The 22,459-nt window shown below is 73.9% G+C and carries 4 protein-coding genes; all 4 read left to right on the top strand.

The genetic code is table 11. From position 1 onward, the window contains the following. The first annotated feature begins 29 nt into the window (after window positions 1-29). Genes ACF062_RS26055 through ACF062_RS26070 form a run of 4 tightly spaced genes read left to right on the top strand, consistent with a single transcriptional unit; the run spans window position 30 to window position 22,438 of the window. Window positions 30-15,095, top strand: a complete 15,066-nt coding sequence (locus tag ACF062_RS26055) for an SDR family NAD(P)-dependent oxidoreductase (protein ID WP_392141704.1) — start codon at window positions 30-32, stop codon at window positions 15,093-15,095. Further along, the gene (locus ACF062_RS26060) at window positions 15,092-18,685 is read left to right on the top strand and encodes an amino acid adenylation domain-containing protein (protein WP_392141706.1); all 3,594 of its coding nucleotides are present in this window, start codon (window positions 15,092-15,094) and stop codon (window positions 18,683-18,685) included. Before ACF062_RS26055 ends, ACF062_RS26060 begins: the two co-directional genes overlap by 4 nt. Window positions 18,686-18,730: 45 nt before the next feature. Next, window positions 18,731-19,879: an OzmP gene (locus ACF062_RS26065; RefSeq protein ID WP_392141708.1), complete on the top strand. Its 1,149-nt coding sequence runs from the start codon at window positions 18,731-18,733 to the stop codon at window positions 19,877-19,879. A 9-nt stretch (window positions 19,880-19,888) separates the two neighbouring features. Continuing rightward, the gene (locus ACF062_RS26070; RefSeq protein ID WP_392141710.1) at window positions 19,889-22,438 is read left to right on the top strand and encodes a type I polyketide synthase; all 2,550 of its coding nucleotides are present in this window, start codon (window positions 19,889-19,891) and stop codon (window positions 22,436-22,438) included. Window positions 22,439-22,459 lie beyond the last annotated feature (21 nt).

Below are 22,459 nucleotides of genomic sequence, written 5' to 3' on the forward strand. Positions count from 1 at the left end.
GCCGAGCAGCAAGGGAAGAGGGTACGACCGTGAGTGCGCACGACGGCACCGAAGTGTCCGGGAACGACATCGCCATCGTCGGCATGGCCGGGCGCTTCCCCGGCGCCGACAGCGTGGCCGAATTCTGGGAGCTGCTGCGGGCGGGCCGCGAGGGCATCGCCCGGTTCAGCGACGACGAACTCGCCGAGGCCGGCATCCCGGCCGCCGTGCGCTCCGACCCGGCGTACGTCCCCGCGCACGGCGTCCTGCCGGACGTCGACCTCTTCGACACCGGGTTCTTCGAGTTCACGCCCGCCGAGGCGGAGGTCATCGACCCGCAGCAACGCCTCTTCCTGGAGAGCTGCCACACCGCGCTGGAGGACGCCGGCTACGACCCGCGCCGCTACGACGGACTGATCAGCGTCTACGGCGGCGCGGCGATCAACACCTACCTCCAGCAGAACGTCCTGCCCCGCGTCGACCAGACCGCGACCTCCGACCACTTCAAGGTGATGGTCGGCAACGACAAGGACTTCCTCGCCACCCGCGTCAGCTACAAGCTCGACCTGCGCGGCCCGAGCTACAGCGTCCAGACGGCCTGCTCGACCTCCCTGGTCGCCATCCACCTGGCCTGCCAGGGGCTGATCAACGGCGAGTGCGACATGGCGCTCGCGGGCGGCGTGACGGTCAAGCTGCCGCAGACGCGCGGCTATCTGTACGAGGAGGGCGCGATCCTCTCCCCGGACGGAAAGGTGCGCACCTTCGACGCCGACGCGGGCGGCACCGTGCTCGGCAACGGCGTCGGCGTCGTCGTCCTCAAGCTCCTGGCGGACGCCCTCGACGCCGGGGACACCGTCCACGCCGTGATCAAGGGCACCGCCACCAACAACGACGGTTCCCTGAAGGTGAGTTACGCCGCCCCCGGCAAGGAGGGCCAGGCCGCCGTCGTCGCCGAGGCCCACGCCGTCTCCGGCACGGAGCCGGCCGACGTCTCGTACGTCGAGGCGCACGGCACCGCCACCCGCCTGGGCGACCCGGTGGAGGTCTCCGCGCTCACCGACGCCTTCCGGCGCGGCACGCGGGAGAGCGGCTTCTGCGCCATCGGCTCGCTCAAGTCCAACGTCGGCCACCTGGACGCCGCCGCCGGTGTGGCCGGGGTGATCAAGACCGCGCTGATGCTGCGCCACCGCTCCCTGGTGCCCACCCTGAACTACGAACGCCCCAACCCGGCCATCGACTTCGCGGCGACGCCGTTCTACGTCAACACCGAGACCAAGCCCTGGACGGGGCCGGGCCCCCTGCGGGCCGGGGTCAGTTCGTTCGGCATCGGCGGCACCAACGCGCACGCCGTCCTTGAGGAGCCCCCGAGGCCGGAACCGTCCGGCCCCTCCGTGAGGGACGAGCAGCTGCTCGTCCTCTCCGCGAAGACCCGCACGGCCCTGGAGACCCTCACCGACGACCTCGCCGACCACCTCGACCGCAACCCCGGCACGGACCTCGCCGACACCGCGTACACCCTCGCGATGGGCCGCCGGGCGCACCGCCACCGCAGGGCCGTCATCTGCGCCGACGCCGCCGAGGCCGTACACGCCCTGCGGGAGCGCACCGAGCCTGCCTGCGCCACCGGAGACGGCGAACACCCCGACGAGCAGCGGACGTTCACGCCCGGCGCGGAGCTGTCGGGGCGTGCCCTCCTGGACGCCGTGCGCGCCGCCTGGCTCGCCGGGGCGGACATCGACTGGGCCGCGTTCTACGCGGACGAGCGCCGCCGCCGCGTCCCCCTGCCCACCTACCCCTTCGAAGGCAGACGGGTCTGGCTGGACCCCGAGGCCCCGGACGCGGGCGACCGCACGCCCGATGCGTTGCACCCGCTGCTCGGCGGCAACGTCTCCACCCTGGCCGAGCACCGCTACGCCACCACCTTGACCGGCGGCGAGTTCTACCTCGCCGATCACCGCGTCGACGGCGTGCCCCTCATGCCGGCCGTCGCCTACCTGGAGATGGCCCGCGCCGCGGGAGCACTCTCGCTGCCCGTCGGCGCGTCGCACGGCCCCACCCTGAGCAGGGTCTCCTTCGAACGCCCGCTGTCCTTCGCCCAAGGACCGCGCACGCTGCACACCCGGCTCACCCCGCACGGCGACGGCGCCCGCTTCACGATCACCGCCACGGCCGACGACGACGAGGGCGGCGCGACGGGTGAGCCCGCCGTCTTCGCCCGCGGCGAGCTCACCGCCGCCGCCCCCGCCGCCCCGTCCGACGCCCTCACCCCCGCCGATCCGGCCGCACTGGCCGAGCGGTGCCCGGACCGGCTCGCCGCACCCGAGCTGTACGCACTGCTGCGCGCCCGCGGCCTCGACTACGGCCCGGCCATGCGCTCCCTGCGCGAACTGCGGCGCGGCGAGGACCAGGCACTCGGCGGCCTCGAACTGCCCGCCGCCTGCCCGAAGGCCGGCCGGGACGACGCCCACGCCTTCGTCCTGCACCCCTCGCTCCTGGACGGCGCCCTGCACGCCGTCGTCGGCCTTCTCGCCGCGCGCGAGGACGACGCCACCACGTATCTCCCGCTGGCACTCGGCCGACTGGAGGTGTTCGCGCCGCTGCCCAGGCACTGCCTCGCGCACGTCACCCTGACCGCTCCGCACGGCACGGGCGAGAAGCAGACCAAGGCGGACGTCCGTCTCCTCGACACCGAGGGGCGGCTGCTCGCCAGGCTCGCCGACCTGTCCGTCCGTACGCTGCGCGGGGACCGGAACCGGCCCGGGACCGCCCTGTTCCGCGGCGCCTGGGAGGCGGCGGAAGCGGCCCCCGCGCCCCTGCCCGCCGGGCCGCTCCTGCTCCTCGCGGACGGCCCCGCCCGCCGCGCCGAGCTGACCGAAGCCCTGCGCGCCGCCGGTGCCACGGACCCCGAGGTGGTCCTCGTGACCCCGGGCGAGCGGTTCGCGCCGGTGGACGGCCACCACTTCACCGTGGATCCGTTCCGCCAGGCCGACTTCGCCGTGCTCCTCGACCACCTCGCACAGGCGGACCTCACCCCCACCGCCGTCCTGCACACCTGGTGCGACACCGGCGACCCCGGAGAAGCTGCCAGCCCCGCCTCCTCTCCCGACGGCGGCCCGCGCACGGTCTTCGCGCTCACCAAGGCCCTCCTCGAACGCCGCGGCGTCCACCGCACCGCCCTGCTCATCGCCCATCGCACGGACGCCGCCGGGGCCCGCCCCGCCGAAGCCGCGCTCGCCGGATTCGCCCGCAGCACCGCGCTGGAGAACCCGCGCCTCACCCACCGCCTGGTCGGTCTGGACACAGGCACCCCGCTGCTGCCCACGCTCGTCACCGAACTGGCCTGCCTGGACGACGGGGAGACCGAGACCCGGTACGAGGGCGGCGCCCGGCGCGCACGGCGCCACCAGCGCCTCGAAACGGCGCCCGCGAGCGGCACCGCGATCAGCGACGGCGGTGCCTGCCTCATCACCGGCGGCGCGGGCCGCCTCGGCCTGGCCGTGACCGAACACCTCGCGGCCCGGGCCGCGGGCCCCCTCGTCCTCATCGGCAGGAGCGCGCCGGGCCCGGACGCCGAGCGGCGCCTCGCGGCGCTCCGCACGGCCGGGCACGACATCACCTTCCGGCGCGCCGACGTCACCGACGAGGAAGCCCTGCGCACGATGCTCGACGCCGTACGCGCCGACCACGGGGCGATCCGCGGCGTGGTGCACGCCGCGGGCACGCTGCGCGACGCGTACCTGCTGCACAAGAGCTGGGAGGAGTTCACCGACGTCGTACGCCCCAAGGCGGACGGCGCGCTCCACCTCGACCGGCTCACCGCCGACGACCCGCTGGACTTCTTCGTCTGCTTCTCGTCCATCGCCGCCGCCTTCGGCAACGCGGGCCAGAGCGACTACGCGTACGCCAACGCGTTCCTCGACGCCTTCGCCGAGCGCCGCCGGGCACAGGTGGCCGCGGGCCGCCGCTCGGGCCGCACGCTCTCCCTCGGCTGGCCGCTCTGGCTGGACGGCGGGATGCGCCAGGACGAGGACGCCGTCCGGGCGCTGCGCCACCGCGTCGGTCTGGCCCCGATGGCCACGGCCGACGCCCTGGCGGCCCTCGACGAGGCACTGCGCCAGGACGGCGGCGCGATCCTGGTCGCCCACGGCGAACCGGACCGTATCGCGGCGGCGCTCGCACCGGCACCCGCACGCCCCGCGCGCCGCCGGCCGTCCGCCCCCGGGGCGGCGGCCCGCACCGGCCCGTCCGAGGCGGAGCTCACCGAGTGGGCGGGCACCTTCCTGCGGGAGCTGCTCGCCGAGCGGACCAAGCTCGACGCGGCGGAACTCGACCTGCGGGTGCCGTTCGACCGGTACGGCATCGACTCGCTGATCATCACCCAGCTCAACGTGGAGCTGGAGCGGCACTTCGACGACCTTCCCAAGACCCTGTTCTTCGAGTACGCCACGCTGGAGGAACTGGCGGGCTATTTCGTGGCCGAACACGCCGCCCGCCTCGGCGAACTGGCCGCCCCCGAGCAATCACCGTCACAGACCGAGAACGCGGCCGACGTGGACGGTACGGTCGCCGGGCTCGCGCCCGCCCTCACGCCCACCGCCCCCGCGACGACCACCCCCTCCGAGCGTGACAGCGAGAATGATGACGACGGCGCCGTCGCCGTCATCGGACTCACCGGCCGCTACCCCATGGCCGACGACGTGGACGAGTTCTGGGAGAACCTCGCCGCGGGCCGCGACTGCGTCACGGAGATCCCCGCCGACCGCTGGGACCACGACCGCTACTTCGACCCGGACCCGGCTGCCCGCGGCCGCGCCTTCTCCAAGTGGGGCGGCTTCCTGCGCGACGTCGACCGCTTCGACCCGCTGTTCTTCGGCATATCGCCGCGCGAGGCCGAGCTGATGGACCCGCAGGAGCGGCTGTTCCTCCAGAACGCCTGGCATGTGCTGGAGGACGCCGGATACCGCAGGGACGAACTGTCCGGCCGCAGCGTGGGTGTCTTCGTCGGCGTGATGTACGGCGAGTACCAGCTCTACGGCGCCGCCGACGCCGAGCGCGGCGGCATCCGCGTCACCGGCTCCTCGTTCGCCTCGATCGCCAACCGGGTCTCGTACACCCTGGGCCTCAACGGGCCGAGCATCGCGCTCGACACGATGTGCTCCTCCTCCCTGACCGCGATCCACCTCGCCTGCGAGAGCCTGCGCGGCGCGGAGAGCGAAGTGGCCATCGCGGGCGGCGTGAATCTCTCCCTGCACCCGTACAAGTACGTCTTCCTCAGCCAGGGCAGGTTCGTCTCCGCCGACGGGCGGTGCCGCGCCTTCGGCGCCGGGGGCACCGGATACGTCCCGGGCGAGGGCGTCGGCGCGGTCCTGCTCAAGCCCCTGGCCGCCGCCGTGCGCGACGGCGACCACATCTACGGCGTGATCCGCGGCCACGCCGTCAACCACGGCGGCCGTACGAACGGCTACACCGTGCCGAGCCCGCACGCGCAGGCCGACTCCGTGCGCCGGGCCCTCGCCGGGGCGGGCCTCGGACCGGCGGACATCGGCTACGTGGAAGCGCACGGCACCGGCACCTCGCTGGGCGACCCGATCGAGATCGCCGGACTCGCCAAGGTCTTCGGCTCCGCGCGGACAGCGGGCCGGCGGTGGCCCATCGGCTCCGTCAAGTCGAACATCGGCCACCTGGAATCCGCGGCGGGCATCGCCGGACTCACCAAGGTGCTGCTCCAGTTCAAGCACCGGCGGCTGGTCCCCTCGCTGCACGCCGATGAACTGAACCCGAACATCGACTTCGGGCGGGCGCCGTTCGCGGTGCAGCGCGACACGGCCGACTGGCCCGCCCCCGCCGGGGCCTCGGGCCCGGCGCCCCGCCGCGCCGGACTCAGCTCCTTCGGCGCGGGCGGCTCCAACGCCCACCTGGTCATCGAGGAGTACCCGGCCGGACCCGAACGCACGGACGAACCCGTGGCCGCGCAGCGGTTCGCCGCGCCGCTGGTCTTCCCGCTCTCGGCGCGGGACACGGAGCGCCTGAGCGAGTACGCGGGCCGCCTCGCCGACTTCGCCGAACGCGACCACGTACGCGCCGTCGACCTCGCCCATACGCTGCAACACGGCCGCGAGGTGATGGAGGAACGCCTCGCGGTGGTCGCCGAGGACGGTGCCGCCCTCGTCCGGGCCCTGCGCGCCCACCAGGACGGCACGCCGTGCGCGGGCCTCGTCACAGCGGGCGAGGCCGCCACGGCCCCGGGGGCGGGCACCCTTGCCGCCGACCACCCCGCCCTCGCCCTCGCCGTGCGGTGGACGCGCGACGGCACGGCCGACTGGGACGCGCTCGCCCCGGCGCAGGGCGCGCCGCCGCGCCGTATACCCGCGCCGCACTACCCGTTCGCCCGCGAACGCTACTGGGTGCCCGCCGCCGACCGGCGGGACCAGCCCGGCACGGCCGCGGCACCCGCCCGGCTCCACCCGCTCCTCGACGCCAACGAGTCCACGCTCGACGAGATCCGCTTCCGCAGGACATTCCTGCCCGCCGAGCCCCTCGTACGCGACCACGTCATCGAAGGCCGGACACTGCTGGCCGGAGCCGCCTGCCTGGAGATGGCGAGGGCCGCGGCCGCCCTCGCCGGGCTCGACGGAGCGCTCGGGCTGCGGGACGTGCTCTGGGGGCGGCCGGTGGCGATCGGCGACGAGCCGCGCGACGTCTTCGTCAGCCTGGCCCGGACCGGAGACGCACAGCCGGGCGGCGCGGGCGCGAGCCCAGAACTGGCCTTCACCGTATGGACGTCAAAGGGCGCGGAGCGCACCGTGCATGTGCGCGGCACGGTGTCCGGCCGAGCCGCCGTGCGTGCCGTGGCAGCCGCCGTCGATCTCGATGCCCTGCGCGAGAGCTGCCCCGAGCACCGGGACGGCGCCGCCGTCCAACGCGCCTACCAGGCAGCGCACTTCGGCTACGGTTCGGCCTTCGACGTCATCGAAGAGGTCCACTTCGGCCACGGCAGCGCCCTCGTCCGCCTCACGCTGCCCGAACCGGACGCCGCCGACGCCGGGACCGCGACGACGCTCCTGCACCCGGCGGTGCTCGACGGCGCGCTGCGCGCCTGCCACTGGGCGGACCGGCCGCAACCGGAACAGAGCCAGAACCTCGCCGTGCCGTTCAACCTCGGCACACTGGAAGTCCTCACCGAACGAGGGCAGTTGCCCCGCGAGTGCTACGCGCACGCCGTCCCCGCCCGCCACGCCGACGCGGCGAGCGGACTGCGCCGGTTCGACGTCAGCGTCCTGGACGCCGCGGGCGTCGAACTGGTCCGCGTCGAGAACTTCGGGGGCCGCCATCTCACGGCCACACCGCGGCAGCCGCAAGAAGCGGCGCCAGGGACCAAAGCCGGAGCCCCCTTCTTCTACGAGCAGGTCTGGCAGGACCAGGATCTCGCGCCGCGCGCCCCCGGCGGCGCCGACGCCCTGCTCGTCCTCGGGGACACCGGCGAGGTCGCCCGGAGCCTTGCCGCGCGGGCCGGTTCGCCGCGCGTCATCGACGTACGGGCGGCGACGGGGTTCGAACGGACCGGGCCCGACCGGTACACCGTCGACCCCACCAGTTCCGCCGACTTCGAACGGCTCCTGCGGGACCTGGAGGGTGACGGCGTCCGCTCCCTCGACCTCGCCCACCTCTGGGGCCTGAGCGCCCCGCAGGTCGGACACGGACGCGACGGCGCGAGCCAGGAGGCGGGTGCCGCCCTCGACGAAGCGTTCGCGCGAGGGCTGTACTCCCTGCGCGCCCTCGTCCGCGCGCTCGACACCGTCCGGCTCCCCGGCCGGACGCGCTGCGCCTACGTCCTGGCCGAGACGGAGCACGGGCCCCGCCCCGACCAGGAAGCCGTGGCGGGCTTCGCGCTCTCGGTCCCCGGGGTCCTGCCGCGCTTCGAACTGTCCACCGTGGCCTGCGCGGACGGACTCGCCGATGACGCCGCCGCCCTGCCGGACCTGCTGGCGGCCGAACTGGCGCAGAGCGGCAGGCAGGCGGGCGTGGAGGTGCGGCACTCGGCGGCGGGCCGCCAGGTCCGTGTGCTGCGCAGGGCGGACCGGACCGCCACCGCGCCGACCGACCGCACCGACCCGCTCAAGCGGCACGGCACCTATCTCGTCACCGGGGGGACCGGCGGCATCGGCCTGGAGCTGGCACGCCACCTGGCCGCGACGCACCAGGCCGGGCTCGTGCTGGTCAGCCGCTCGGCCGAGCGCCCCGAGGCACGCGCGGCGGCGGACGAACTCGTCGCGCTCGGCGGTCAGGTCCTGCTCGTGGCCGCGGACGCCGCGGACCCGCACGGCATGCGGACGGCGGTCGCGCGGGCCAAGGAACGCTTCGGCCACCTCGACGGTGTCTTCCACCTCGCGGGCGCCGCCGACCAGTGCTCGGTGCTCGAAGCGGACCTCACCCGCTTCGCCGACCTGCTCGCGGTCAAGGCCCACGGCGTGCGGCTGCTCGACGCGCTCACCGCCGACGAGCCGCTCGACCTGTTCGTGGTGTTCTCCTCCATCGCCTCGGTCCTCGGGGACTTCGGCGCCTGCGCCTACGCCGCCGCCAACCGCTTCCTGGACTCCTACGCGGCGGGCCGCGCCGCCCGCGTGCGCGACGGCCTGGCCTCGGGCCGCACCCTCTCGCCGGCCTGGCCGCTGTGGCGGATCGGCGGCGTGGACGCCCTGATGGGCGAGGAGGAACGCGCCGGATACCGACGCCGCACCGGTATGCGGGAGTTCACCGGCGAGGAGGGCATACGGGCCCTGGGCCTCGCCTGGCACACCGGCCTCACCCGGCCGGTCCCGGCCATCGGCGACCCTGCGACCGTCGACCTGGCCCTGGCCCCGCAGGTCGGCGAGGCGCCTGGCAAGGCCGCCGCGCCGGCCCGCGAGCGGACCGTGGCCGCCCACTGTGACGTGGCGCCGGACCCGGCGCTGCTCGGCCGGATGCGCGACCACGTACGAGGCCTGCTCGCGGACGTGCTCGGCCTGGCGGCGGAACGCATCGACGACCACACGGCCCTGGATGCGTACGGTCTCGACTCCGTGCTGGTCATGGAGACCAACGAACACCTCGACAGGGACTTCCCCGGCGCGCGCGGAACCCTCCTCTTCGAGTACCGCACGGTGCACGAACTCGCGCGGTACCTGCTGAGTGAACACGCCGACGCGGCAAGGAAGTTGTTCCCGAGCGAGATGCAGGGGGCACCCCAGACACCCGAGACGCCCGGGGCGTCGGCCGCCCCGCCCCGGTCCCCGGCCCGCGAGCTCACCGTCAGCACCCCCACCACCCCCACCACCGACATCGCAATCATCGGCATCAGCGGCCGCTACCCCCAGGCCCGCGACCTGACGGAGTTCTGGGAGAACCTGCGCCAGGGCCGCGACTGCGTCACCGAGGTGCCCCGCGACCGCTGGGACGCCGACGCCCACTTCGACGCCGACCACACGACCCCGGGCGCCAGCTACGGCAAGTGGGGCGGGTTCCTGGCGGACGTCGACGCCTTCGACTCGCTGTTCTTCCGCGTCCCGCCGTCCCAGGCCAAGCTGATGGACCCGCAGGAACGCCTGTTCCTGGAGGCCGCCTGGTCGGCGCTGGAGAACGCGGGCTACCCGCCGTCCCGCCTGCCGCGCCCCCGCTACGGCGGCCAGGGCCGCGACGTCGGGGTCTTCGCCGGTGTCATGTGGGGCGACTACGCCCAGCTCGCCGCCGAGGAGTCCGCCAAGGGCAACCACCACACGGTCCTCGCCAACCGCTCCGCGATCGCCAACCAGGTGTCGTACTTCGGTGACTTCCGCGGCCCGAGCGTGGTCGTGGACACCGCGTGCTCGGCCTCCCTGGTCGCCCTCCACCAGGCCTGCGAGAGCCTACGCAGAGGAGAGTGCCGCTACGCCCTGGCCGGCGGGGTCAACGTGTCCGCGCACCCGCTGAAGTACGCGCACCTGAGCCGGATGCGGATGCTCTCCACGGACGGCAACTGCCGCTCCTTCGGTGCCGGTGGCAACGGCTACGTGCCCGGTGAGGGCGTCGGCGCCGTGCTCCTCAAGCGGCTCTCGGAGGCCATCGCCGACGGCGACCACATCCACGCCGTCATCAAGGCGACGGCGGTCAACCACGGCGGCCGCACCGGCGGCTACACCGTGCCCAACCCGCAGGCGCAGCAAGCCCTCGTCGAGGAGGCCCTGGACCGGGCGGGCATCGACCCGCGCACCATCGGCTACGTCGAGGCGCACGGTACTGGGACCGCCCTCGGCGACCCCATCGAACACACCGCCCTCCAGCAGGCGTTCGCCGGAGCGGGACCGGCGAGGGGCAGCATCGCCCTCGGCTCGGTGAAGTCCAACATCGGCCATCTGGAGGGCGCGGCGGGCATCGCCGGGGTCACCAAGGCCGTCCTCCAGCTCGGCCACGGCGAGCTGGTCCCCTCGCTGCACTCCGAGGAGACCAACCCGATCATCGACTTCGACCGTTCCCCGTTCCGGGTGCAGCGCGAACTGGCCGCCTGGCCGCGACCCGTCGCCGTGCAGGACGGGGCGCCGGTGGAGCTGCCCCGGCGGGCGAGCGTCAGCTCCTTCGGCGCGGGCGGCACCAACGCGCACGTCGTCCTGGAGGAGTACCGCGCCCCGGCGGAGGGGCCCGCCATGGCGGCGGCGCCGCACGGCCCGGAGCTGATGGTGCTCTCCGCGCGCGGCCCCGAGCGGCTGCGGGCCTACGCCGCCGCGCTCGCCGCCCACCTGCGCCGCGAGCGGCCGGGGCTCGCCGAGGTGGGGCACACCCTGCGGGCCGGACGGGAAGCCCTGCCCGAGCGCCTCGCCTTCCTGGCGTCCGACGTCACCGACGCCGCCGAGAAGTTCGCGGCGTTCGCCGACGGGGACGCGGGCCCGTGGGCGATCCTCGGCAACGCCGAACAGCACACCGCGCTCGCGGACGTGTTCACCGAAGGCGCGGGCCCGGACTTCCTGCGCACCTTGGCCGCCGACGGCGACCGCGCCCGCCTCGCCCGGCTCTGGGTCTGCGGCGCCTTCGCCGACTGGAACGCCCTGGACGTGGCGACGCCCGGCCCGCGCCGGACGGTGCCGCTGCCGGGGTACCCCTTCGAGCGGCCCCGGCACTGGCTGCCGGTCACCCGCACCGCGCACACGCCGCCCGGACAGCCGACTCCCCGGAACGTACCCCTCATCCTCGCGCCCACCGATCCGGTCGTACGCGACCACGTCGTCGCGGGCCGTCCGGTGCTGCCCGGCGTCGGCCATCTGGACCTGGTCGTCCGTGCCCTCGGCGAGGGCACGGTGCGCGGCTTCCGTGACGTCCGCTGGACGGCGCCGGTCGAGGTGCCTGACGACGGGACCGAGCTGACCCTCACGACCCGCCCCGAGCAGGACACCACCGGGCAGGCCACCACAGGCCACGCCACTACCGGGCACGCCGCCACATCGCTCGGCTACCGGCTGACCGGTACCGCCGCGACGGACGCCCCCGTGTACTCGCTCGGCCAGGTGCTCGGCGCCGTACCGGAACGCTCCGCCCCCCTCGCGATCGACGCGATCAAGGCGGAGTGCCCGCACGAGACGGGCCCCGAGGAGCTCTACGCGAGGCTGCGGCGGCGCGGCCTGCCCTACGGCCCCTTCTTCCGGCGCGTCACCCAGGCGTGGACCGGCGAGCGGACCGCACTCGCCCGGCTGCGCCGCCCCGAGACACGCCCCGGCGACACCGACCACCCGGGCCCCCTCGACCCGGGCACGCTCGACGCGGCCCTGCACCCACTGGACCTGCTGCTCGACCACGGGACGGACACGGATCCCCGGCCGCTCCTGCCGTTCGCCGCGGACCGGGTGGAACTGCACGCCCCGGTGCCCGCCGAAGGCTGGACCCACATCCGTGACCTCGGCTCCCACCGGTTCGACGTGACCCTCACCGACGACGCGGGCCGCGTCTGCGTACGTGTCATCGGCCTGGCGCTGCGGGAGCCGAGAACGGCGCCCGGCATCGACTACCGCCCCCGCTGGACGCCCGCGCCCCCACTCGGCACCGGGCAGGACACCACGGCGCCCCGCGCCGTCCTCACGCTCGCCACGCCGGAGTCCGCCCCCCTGACGGACGCCCTGGAGAACGCCTTGGCGACGGCCCACCCCGACGCGCGCCACGTACACCTGAGCATCGGCGCCCACGGCCTCGACGAGCGGGAAGTGGCCGAGGCCCTGGCCGACGCCCCCCACATCGACCTGGTGTACTTCCTCGGAGTCGGCGGCCCCGACGCACTGCCCGAGAGCGCGCGGGAGGTGTGCGAGGCCCAGGACCGGGGAGTCGTCTCCCTGTACCGCCTGGTGCGGGCCCTGAACCGCGCGGGCATGCTCGACCGGCCCCTCGGCCTCAAGGTGCTCACCGCCGACGCGCTGCCGCTCGGCGAGGACGACAGGGTGCGTCCCGCGGCGGCCGGGCTCATCGGCTTCTGCGAGGTCGCGGCCAAGGAGTTCCCGCAGCTGAGCACGGCCTGCGTCGATGTGCGCAGCGGTGAACTCGCCGATGCGGTGAGCGCGTTCGTGGCCGAACCCGTCCGGGCCAAGGCCCGTCCCGTGTCCCTGCGAGGCGGCGTACGACGGGAGCGGCGCCTGGAAGCGGTACGGCTGCCCGCCGCCCCGACCCGCTTCCGTGAGCGCGGGGTGTACCTCGTCATCGGCGGCCTCGGTGTGCTCGGCCGCGACACCGCCCGCCACCTGGCCCGCACCTACCGCGCCCGCCTCGTCCTGATCGGGCGCGGCGCACCCGACGAGCGGCGCCGCGCCGACCTCGCCGCCCTGGAACAGCTGGGCGCCGAGGTGCTGTACGTGCCGTGCGACGCCGGCGACCCGGCCGCGCTGCGGCAGGTGGTGGACGAGGCCAAGGCCCGCTTCGGGGCGCTGCACGGCGTGATCCACTCCGCGATGGTGCTGGTCGACAAGCCCATCAGGGACCTCTCCGAGGCGGAGCTGCGCAGCGCCCTTGACGCCAAGGCCGACACGGTGTGGAGCATGTTCCACGCCCTGCGCGGCGAGGCCCTCGACTTCGCGCTGCTGTACTCCTCCGCCGTCACGCTGGAGGGCAACCACGGCCAGGCCGGATACGCGGCGGGCTGCCATGTCGCCGACGCCTGGGCCCTCGCCGCCGCGCACACCGCGCCCTACCCCGTGCGAATCGTCAACTGGGGCTACTGGCACGCGGCGGGCGACGCCCACCGGGAGCGCGTCCTGCGCCGCTTCTCCGCCGCGGGCATCCGGCCGATCAGCGCCGAGGAGGGCATGGCCGCCGTCGAGCGGGTGCTGTCCGGCGAGCTGCCGCAGACGCTGGTGGTCAAGGCCGAGCCGGGCATCCTCGCCGGCCTCGGCGTCGACCCGGGCACCGTGCTGCGGCCCCAGCCGCGCCGACGCCCCGTGACGGCCGCGCCCGCCCTGCCCCGCGGCGGGGCGGACACCCCCGCACCGGCGGCGCCGGAGAGCGCGTCCGCGCGGACCGAGCGGCTCGCCCGGCGGCTCCTGGTCGGCGCCATGCGGACCATGGGCGTCCTGCACCGCCCCGGCGAACGCCACACCCGCGAGGGGCTGCGCTCCCGCCTCGGTGTCACCGCCGGGCAGGGGCGGCTGCTCGACCTGCTCGTCGACATCCTCCTGCGCGGTGGCCATCTCCGGGCCGAAGGCGCCGAGTTGGTGGTGACGGACCGGGTCGAGGAAGCGGACCTGCTGCGCTGCATCGCCCAACCCGAGGAAGCGGTGCGGCAGCTGTCAAAGCGCCACCCGGAGTCGGCTCCGGTGACCACCCTGCTGCTGCGCTGCCTCGACGCGCTGCCGGACCTCCTGACCGGGAGGCGCGGCCACATGGAGGTGCTCTTCCCGGGCGGCTCCTTCGAGCTGGTGGGGGCCGTCTACGCGGGCGACCCCGTCACCGACCGGTGCAATGATCAGGTCGCCGACACCGTTCTGCGGTACGTGGAGGAGTGCCTGCGCGTCCGGCCCGGCGAGCGCGTCCGGCTCCTCGAAGTCGGGGCGGGCACCGGCGGCACCAGCGCACGCGTACTGCGCCGGATCGCCGAAGCGGGCCACGGCGGCCACGTCCAATACGTCTACACCGACGTCTCCGAAGGGTTCGTGCGGCACGGCCGCAAGCGCTTCGGCGGCGAGCACCCCTTCGCGGCCTTCCGCGCACTGGACATCGAAAGGGAGCCGCGGGAGCAGGGCATCGAGCACGGTGGCTACGACCTGGTGCTCGGCACGAACGTCCTCCACGCGACCGGGCGGATCGACCGCACCCTGGCCCACATCAAGCAACTTCTGGGCGCCGACGGCGTGTTGGTCATCAATGAGGGCGTCGAGCCGCGCGACCAGATGTCGCTGATCTTCGGTCTCGCCACCGGCTGGTGGCTGTACGAGGACGCGGAGTACCGCCTGCCCGGCTCACCCCTGCTCTCCACGGCCGCCTGGCACGACGTCCTCACCCAGAACGGCTTCCGCGGGATCGCGGCGCACCCGAGCCCGGACGGCGGTACCTACCAGCGAGTGCTGGTGGCCACGAGCGACGGCCTGGTACCCGAGACCACGCCCGGACCCGCCCCCGGGACCGCCCCCGAGCCGCCTCGCACGCGCGCGCCGAAGCCGCCGCGCACACCCGCGCCCCCGACCGCCGCCCCGGACGCGGCGCGCGTCGAGGAGGACCGGGTCAGGGCGGTCTTCGCCCGGGTCCTGGAGATGCCCGAGGACCTTCTCGACCCCAAGGCCACCTTCGAGAACTACGGCATCGACTCACTGGTGGTCCTCAGCCTGACCAAGGAGCTGGAGCAGGAGTACGGGCCGCTCCCGTCGACCCTGCTCTTCGAGCACATCACCATCGAACGCCTCGCCCGCCACCTCGCGGCCCGGCAGGACGGACGATCCGGAGAGACACGAGAGACACGAGAGACACGAGAGGCGCAGTCGGCAGAGGGGACGGAGGCGACCGGTGCCGTGGCCTGCGACCCGCCCGAGGAACCCCCGGCGGGACTCGCGCAGATCGTCGACGGTCTCTCCGACGCGGACGTGGACCGCCTGCTCCAACAGCTCGGCGCCGTTCTCCAGGACCAGGAGGAGCAGCGATGACGACCCCCTTCACCGCCGTCCTGATCGGCGAGGAACCCCTCCTCGCCGAATGCGGGGAGCACCTGCTGACGCGTGGCCACCAGGTGGTCGCCGTGGTCGCCGCCGACCCGGGCCTGCGCCGCTGGGCGGACGGGCACGGCCTGACCGTGCTCGACCCGGGCCGTGACCTCGCGCGACGGCTGCGCCCGCTGCGCTTCGCGTATCTGTTCAGCATCACCAACCTGCGGATGCTGTCCGACGAGGTCCTGGCGCTGCCCGAGCGGATGCCCGTCAACTTCCACGACGCGCCGCTGCCCCGCCTCGCGGGCCTGCACGCCACGAGCTGGGCCGTACTGGAGGGCGCCACCGAGCACGGGGTGACCTGGCATGTGATGGAACGCGAGGCGGACACCGGCGACGTGCTCAAGCAGCGCGCGGTGCCGGTCGGGCCGGACGACACGGCCTACACGCTCAACCTCGCCTGCTACGAGGCGGCCGCCGCCTCCTTCGGCGAGCTGGCCGACGAGCTGGCCGCAGGGACGTACACGCGCACCCCGCAGGACCTCTCCCGGCGCACGTATAACGGCCCGCACGACGGCCCGCCCCGCGCAGGCCTGTTCTCGTGGCGGCGGCCGGCCCGGGAACTCGACGCGCTCGTACGGGCCACGACCCTCGGGCCGCACCGCAACACGTTCGGCCTCGCGCTGCTGGCCCTGGGCGAGCGGCTGTTCGCCGTGCGGGGCGCGGAAGTCACCGAGCGCCCTTCGACGAGCCCGCCAGGGACCGTGCTCGGCGTCGACGACGAGGCTGTCGTCGTCGCCACCGCCGACCTCGACGTGCGGCTGACCGGGCTGGCCGACCTGGACGGCGGCCCCGCGACCGGGGCAGTGGCCGGCCTGCGCCCCGGCGACCGGTTCACGGAGTTCGACGACGAGGCCAGCGAGCGGTGGGCGGCCACCGCCCGCGCCGCCCGCCGCCACGAGCCGTACTGGCTGCGGAGGCTCACCGCACAGACCCCCCTCGAAGTGCCCTGGCCGGCCCAGGACACCCAGGTCACGGGGGAGGCGGGCGGCGACCACCCGGCACCCGGCGCCGGGACCCTCGCCCGGGCCGCAGTGCCGGGCCACGTCCTCGCGATGGACCGGCAGGAGGGCAGGGCCTGGCTGCTCGCCGCCCTGCTCCTGTTCCTCGGCCGGATGGCCGGGGAGCCCGTCGGCGGCCACGACGTCGGGCTGCGCCTCCCCGCCCCACAGGGAGCCACGGGGCGCCCCGGGCCCCTCCTGGAGGACGTGCCCTTCCGCGCCCCCGACGTCCCGGACGGCGCACCGCTGGACGCGCTCCGGGCCGCCGTCGCCGGGCACCTCGCCGACCTGGCCCGACGTGGCGCCCCGCTGCGTGGGGTGCACCTGCGCGACCCCCGGCTGCGCGAGCGCTCAGCCCTCGCGGGCACCGCCCTGCCGATCACCGTGGACCTGAGCGACGGCCGCCGCCCGGCGAACCGGAGCGACGGCCCGGCCCTGACCGTGCGGCTCGGCGGCCCCGACGAGCCGCCCCGCAGCCTCTCCTTCGAACCGGCCGACCCCCGTATGGCGGACGCCGCGCACCAACTGGCCACCCGCTTCGGCCGGTTCCTCGGCCACGCCGTCGAACGGCCCGACGAGGACGCCGGTCTGCTGCCGCTCCTGAACGAGGACGAGAGCCGCCAGGTCCTCGAGGCGTGGAACGACACTGCCGCCGACTATCCGCGCGACCTGTGCGTCCACCAGCTCTTCGCTCAGTGGAGCCGACGCCAACCGGACGCGCCCGCCGTCCGGTTCGGCGAAACGGTCCTCACCTACGGCGAACTCGACCGCAGGTCGGACCGGACCGCCCACCGCCTGGCCCGCCTCGGCGCGGGCCCCGGCACCCTCGTCGGGGTCTTCCTGAACCGCTCGGCGGACCTGATCACGGGCCTGCTCGCGGTGCTGAAGACGGGCGCGGCGTACGTACCGCTGGACCCGGTCTATCCGCCCGAGCGGATCCGCCACATGCTGGAGGACTCCGGGGCGCTCCTGGTGCTCACCGAGTCCGCGCTGTCCGACGCCCTGCCCCACGGCTGCCCGGCCCGGCCCGTGGTCATCGACGAGGCACCGGAGGGCCATGACACCCAACCACCGGGCGACCTGCCGTCGGACGCCACCGGAGACTTCCCCGAGCGCGCGTCCGCCAAGGACCCCGCGTACGTCATCTACACCTCCGGTTCCACCGGGCTGCCCAAGGGCGTACGGGTCGGCCACCGGGCGCTGACGAACTTCCTGTGCTCCATGGCGAAGGAGCCCGGCTTCGGCCGCACGGACACGTTGCTCGCCGTGACCACGGCCTGCTTCGACATCGCGGGCCTTGAGCTGTACCTGCCCCTGGTGACGGGCGGTGAGGTGCGCGTCGCCCCGGCCGAGACGGCCGCCGACGGGTTCGCGCTGCGCGAGCTGGTCGAGGCGTACCGCCCGACCGTCATGCAGGCGACCCCTGTCACCTGGCGCATGCTGATCGGCGCGGGCTGGCGGGGCGGCCCGGAGCTGACCGTCCTGTGCGGCGGAGAGGCCCTGGCGGATGACCTCGCCGCCGAACTCGTCCGCCGCGCGGGCCGGGTGTGGAACATGTACGGCCCGACCGAGACCACCATCTGGTCCTCCCTCGACCGCGTGGCAGCGGGACGTCCCGTCACGATCGGCCGCCCGCTGGCCAACACGCGGATGTACGTCCTCGACGAACGGCTGCGGCCCGTGCCGCCGGGCGCCCCCGGCGAGCTGTTCATCGGCGGCGACGGCGTGGCCGACGGCTACCACCGGCGGCCCGAACTCACCGCCGACAGGTTCCTCGACGACCCCTTCGCGCCCGGCCGTGTCTACCGCACCGGCGACCTGGTGAGGCAGCTGCCCGACGGCCGCCTGGAGTACCTGCGCAGGGTGGACAACCAGGTCAAGCTGCACGGCTACCGCATCGAGCCCGGCGAGGTGGAGACCGTCCTGCGCGACCATCCCGCCGTCGCCCGGGCCGCCGTGGTGGTACGCGACGACGAGCCCGGCGGCGCCCGGCTGGTGGCGTACCTCGTGGCGCGCGACGCGCGGCGGCCCCCGGCGGCAGCCGAGCTGCGCGTCCACGTGCGGGAGCGGCTGCCCGCGTACATGGTCCCCGCAGCCGTCGTCGTACTGCCGCGACTCCCGCTGACGCCGAACGGCAAGCTCGACCGCAAGGCCCTGCCCGCGCCCCACAGCGGGGCGGCCCTCGCGGGGCACGACGGTGACGCGGTCCCGCGGAGCGCGCTGGAGCGGCGGATCGCCGAGATCTGGCAGAGCGCGCTCGGCCTGGAAGGAGTCGGCGTCGACGTCAACTTCTTCGACGCGGGAGGCGACTCCCTGCGGCTCACGCACGTGGTCGCGCGGCTCAGGGCGGAGCTGCGCCCCTCGCTGCGCCGTCTCGACATGTTCCGTCACCCGACGATCCGGACGATGGCCCGCCACCTCGCCGAGGGCGAGGCACCGACCGCACCGCCCGCGCGCGGGCGACAGCCGTCGGGCCGGGACAGGTCCCTGCTCGGAGCGCGCCGGCGGAGGTCCGGCGCCGAACGCTGAAGCCCGCCAGTGGCCGGGCGGCCGGCATCTTTCCAAGGAGGCATCGTGGAACCCACCGTCGTTCGCTGCAAGATCTGCTCACTCAAGGACGGGCACCCCGGAATCGTTCTCGACGACGAACAGGTCTGCAATCTGTGCAACCTCGACTTCGCGGGCGATCTGCTCGTCAACTACAAATACACCAATGAGGTGTTCGCCGAATTCCAGGCCGCGGCCCCGAATCCGCGGGGTGACTTCGACTGCCTCTTCATGTACAGCGGCGGCAAGGACAGCACGTACATGCTGGACAAGTTCGTCAATGAATACGGCAAGCGCACCCTCGCGTACACCTTCGACGTCCCCTTCGAGAGCACGCACGCGGCGCAGAACATCAAGCTCGCGCAGGAGAAGCTGCCCGCGACGTTCGTGGTGGACGCCGACGACGACAACATCAAGAAGATGATGCGGGACGTCTTCAACCGGCCGCGTCCGAAGAAGCCGGGGCAGTATCTCGACGAGAAGCTGCCCTGTGTCTCCTGCCGCACCTTCTTCGTGATCCGGGCCATCCTGCACGCCTTCCGCGAGCGCATCCCCTACATCGCCCTGTGCGCCGACCCCCAGCAGATCCTCACGATGGAGTCGAACGTCCGCGAGGTGGTCCGCGGCTTCTACAAGTCCTTCGGACCCGACCTCGCGAGCGAGCTGTTCAACGGCGAGATCGAGGAGATCCTCTTCGCCGAGGACGACGAACTCCCCAAGATCGTTTTCCCTTTCATCGCCATGCGGCACGACTACGACCCGGACCGCATGGTCGCGGAACTGAAGGAGAAGGGCCTTTACGCCTCTTCGCCGATGGAGACGCACTGCACGCTGTTCCCGCTCCTGAACTACTACTCGTTCAAGAACTGGGACTGCATGTTCTACAAGCTCAACGCGTCGAGCTACACGCGGGCGGTGAGCCGCAACAAGGACTACGACCGCTCCACCTTCAGCATCAAGTTCCCGCGCTCCCTGGAGCTGCCCGAGGTCGAGGAACGCCTGAAGCAGGTGGTCCTGGAGATCGCCGCGGGCGAGGGGGACCGCGAGCGGCACCGGGAGGCGCTGGTGGAGCTGTTCAAGCAGATGGACACCACCGACGACGGAGCCAGGTTCATCGCGGAGACATTCCTGGACATGCGCAAGGTCGCGGCGGACCTCGGTATCAAGGTGGGTTGAGGAGAAGAGATGAACGACCAGCGAACAGAGCAGGGCATACGGCAGGAGCAGGCGGACCCCGAGGTCAGGGACGCGGACATCGCGATCGTCGGTCTCGCCTGCCGGTTCCCCGGCGCCGACACCCCCGACAAGTTCTGGCGCGTGCTCAGCGAGGGCCGCGAGACCCTCACCTACTTCTCCGACGAGCAGCTGCGCGCGGCCGGAGTGAGCGAACAACTCCTCGCGGACGAACGGTATGTGAAAGCCGGCCAGGTGGTCGACGACGCCGACAAGTTCGACGCCGGCCTCTTCGGCATCACCCGGGACGAGGCGGAGCTGATCGACCCGCAGCAGCGCCAGTTCCTGGAGTGCGCCCTTGAGGCCCTGGAGCAGGCCGGATACGACCCGCAGCGCGACGAACAGCAGATCGGCGTCTACGCGGGCGTCGGCATGAACACCTATCTGCTGCACAATCTCGGCGAGCGCTACCGCACCGCGTCGTCCGTCGACCGCTACCGCATGATGATCACCAACGACAAGGACTTCGTAGCCACCCGCACCTCGTACAAGCTGAACCTGCGGGGCCCGAGCGTCAGCACCAACACCGCCTGCTCGACCTCCCTGGTCGCCGTGCACCTCGCCTGCCTCAGCCTGCTCTCCGGCGACTGCACCATGGCGCTGGCGGGCGCCGCCCACATCCAGGCCGAGCAGGGCGAGGGCTACCTCCACCACGAGGGCATGATCTTCTCGCCCGACGGGCACTGCCGGGCCTTCGACGCCAAGGCCCAGGGCACCGTCATCGGCAACGGCGTCGGCGTCGTGGTCCTCAAGCGCCTGAGCGACGCGCTGGCCGACGGCGACACCGTGCACGCGGTCATCAAGGGCACGGCCGTCAACAACGACGGCTCGGACAAGACCGGATACACCGCGCCGAGCGTGCAGGGACAGGCCGCCGTCGTCGCCGAGGCCCAGCAGATCGCCGACTGCGCCCCCGAGACGATCTCGTACGTGGAGACGCACGGCACCGCGACCCCGCTCGGCGACCCCATCGAGATCGCCGCGCTGAACCAGGCGTTCGGCCGCGACGGCGAACCGCTCGCCCAGGCCTCCTGCGCGATCGGCTCCGTCAAGACCAACGTCGGCCACCTGGACACGGCCGCCGGCATGGCGGGCCTGATCAAGACGGTCCTGATGCTGAAGAACCGCACCCTGGTCCCGAGCCTCTACTTCGACTCGCCCAACCCCGAGATCGACTTCGCGGCCGGCCCCTTCTACGTCGGCACCGAGACCAAGGAGTGGCCCGCGGGGCCGACACCGCGCCGGGCCGGCGTCAGCTCCTTCGGCATCGGCGGCACGAACGCCCACGTGATCGTCGAGGAACCCCCCGCGCCGCTCACCGCGCCCGACCCCGACACCCGCCCGCGGCTCCTCGTGCTCTCCGCCCGCACTCCGGCAGTCCTCGACGCCGCGACCGCGGAGCTGGCCCGTCACCTGCGCCAGCACCGCGACCTCGACCTGCCCGCCGTGTCCCACACCCTCGCGGTCGGGCGGCGCGTCCACACCTACCGGCGCGCGCTCGTCGCCACCGGCGTACGGGACGCGGCGCTCGCCCTGGCCCTCGGCGACGAGAGCCGCCTGCTGACCGGCGACCCCACCGCCGAACAGCCGGTCCTCGAACTGCTCCCCGGCGACGCGCGCGAGCACGCCCCAGGGCACGCCGCCGCGCTGTACGAGGAGAACCCCGCCTTCCGCGCGCACTTCGACCAGTGCGCCGCCGACCTCGGTACGCCCGGCGGCGCCGAACTGCTCGGCGCGCGGAGTCCCCTGGCGGCCTTCGCCGTGCAGTACGCCACGCTGCGGACACTGGCTGGCTGGGGCATCCGGACCCCGGTGGTCGCCGCGGACCGCACGGAGCTTCCGGACGCGGCGCTGCGCCTCCTGGAGCGGACCGGCGCCCAGCACGCCGCCGCGCACGGCAGGCCCGCCCTGCCCCTGCTGCCCGAGGCGTCGGCGTCGGCCGTCGGCACGGCATTCCTCCTGGACGTCCTCGGACGGCTGTGGACGGCGGGCCAGGAGGTCGACTGGGCGGCGTTCCACGAGGGCGAGCGGGTGCGCAGGGTGCCGCTGCCCAGCTACCCCTTCGACCACCAGCGGCACTGGATCGAGCCGCACGACAGCACGTCACCGGCCGCGCGGCCCGCGGCCGAGACCCTGCGGGACCGCTTCGAAGGGCGCACGGACGCGGAGAAGACCGCCCTGCTCACCGGCTTCATCCGGCAGGAGATCGCCGCGGTGCTCGGCGCCCCGGACCCGCGGACCGTGGACCTGGACACCAACCTGTTCGACATGGGCCTGGACTCGCTGATCCTCATCGAGGTCATCGCCAAGCTCGGCGAGGAACTCGCCCACCCGGTGCGTTCCTCGGCGTTCGTCGAGTACCCCACGGTGCGTTCGTTCGTGGCCGACCTCCGCGGCGAACTGGGCATCGGCCAGGAGATGGCGGCGCCAGCCCCCGCCGCCGAGGGACGGCTGTCCCGCCGTGCCCAGCGGGCCGCGGCGCGCCGCCCCGGGACGTCGTGACCGCTCGCGCCGTCCGGTGAC

Source organism: Streptomyces sp. NPDC015345 (assembly GCF_043078805.1).
In the GTDB taxonomy this organism is placed as follows: domain Bacteria; phylum Actinomycetota; class Actinomycetes; order Streptomycetales; family Streptomycetaceae; genus Streptomyces.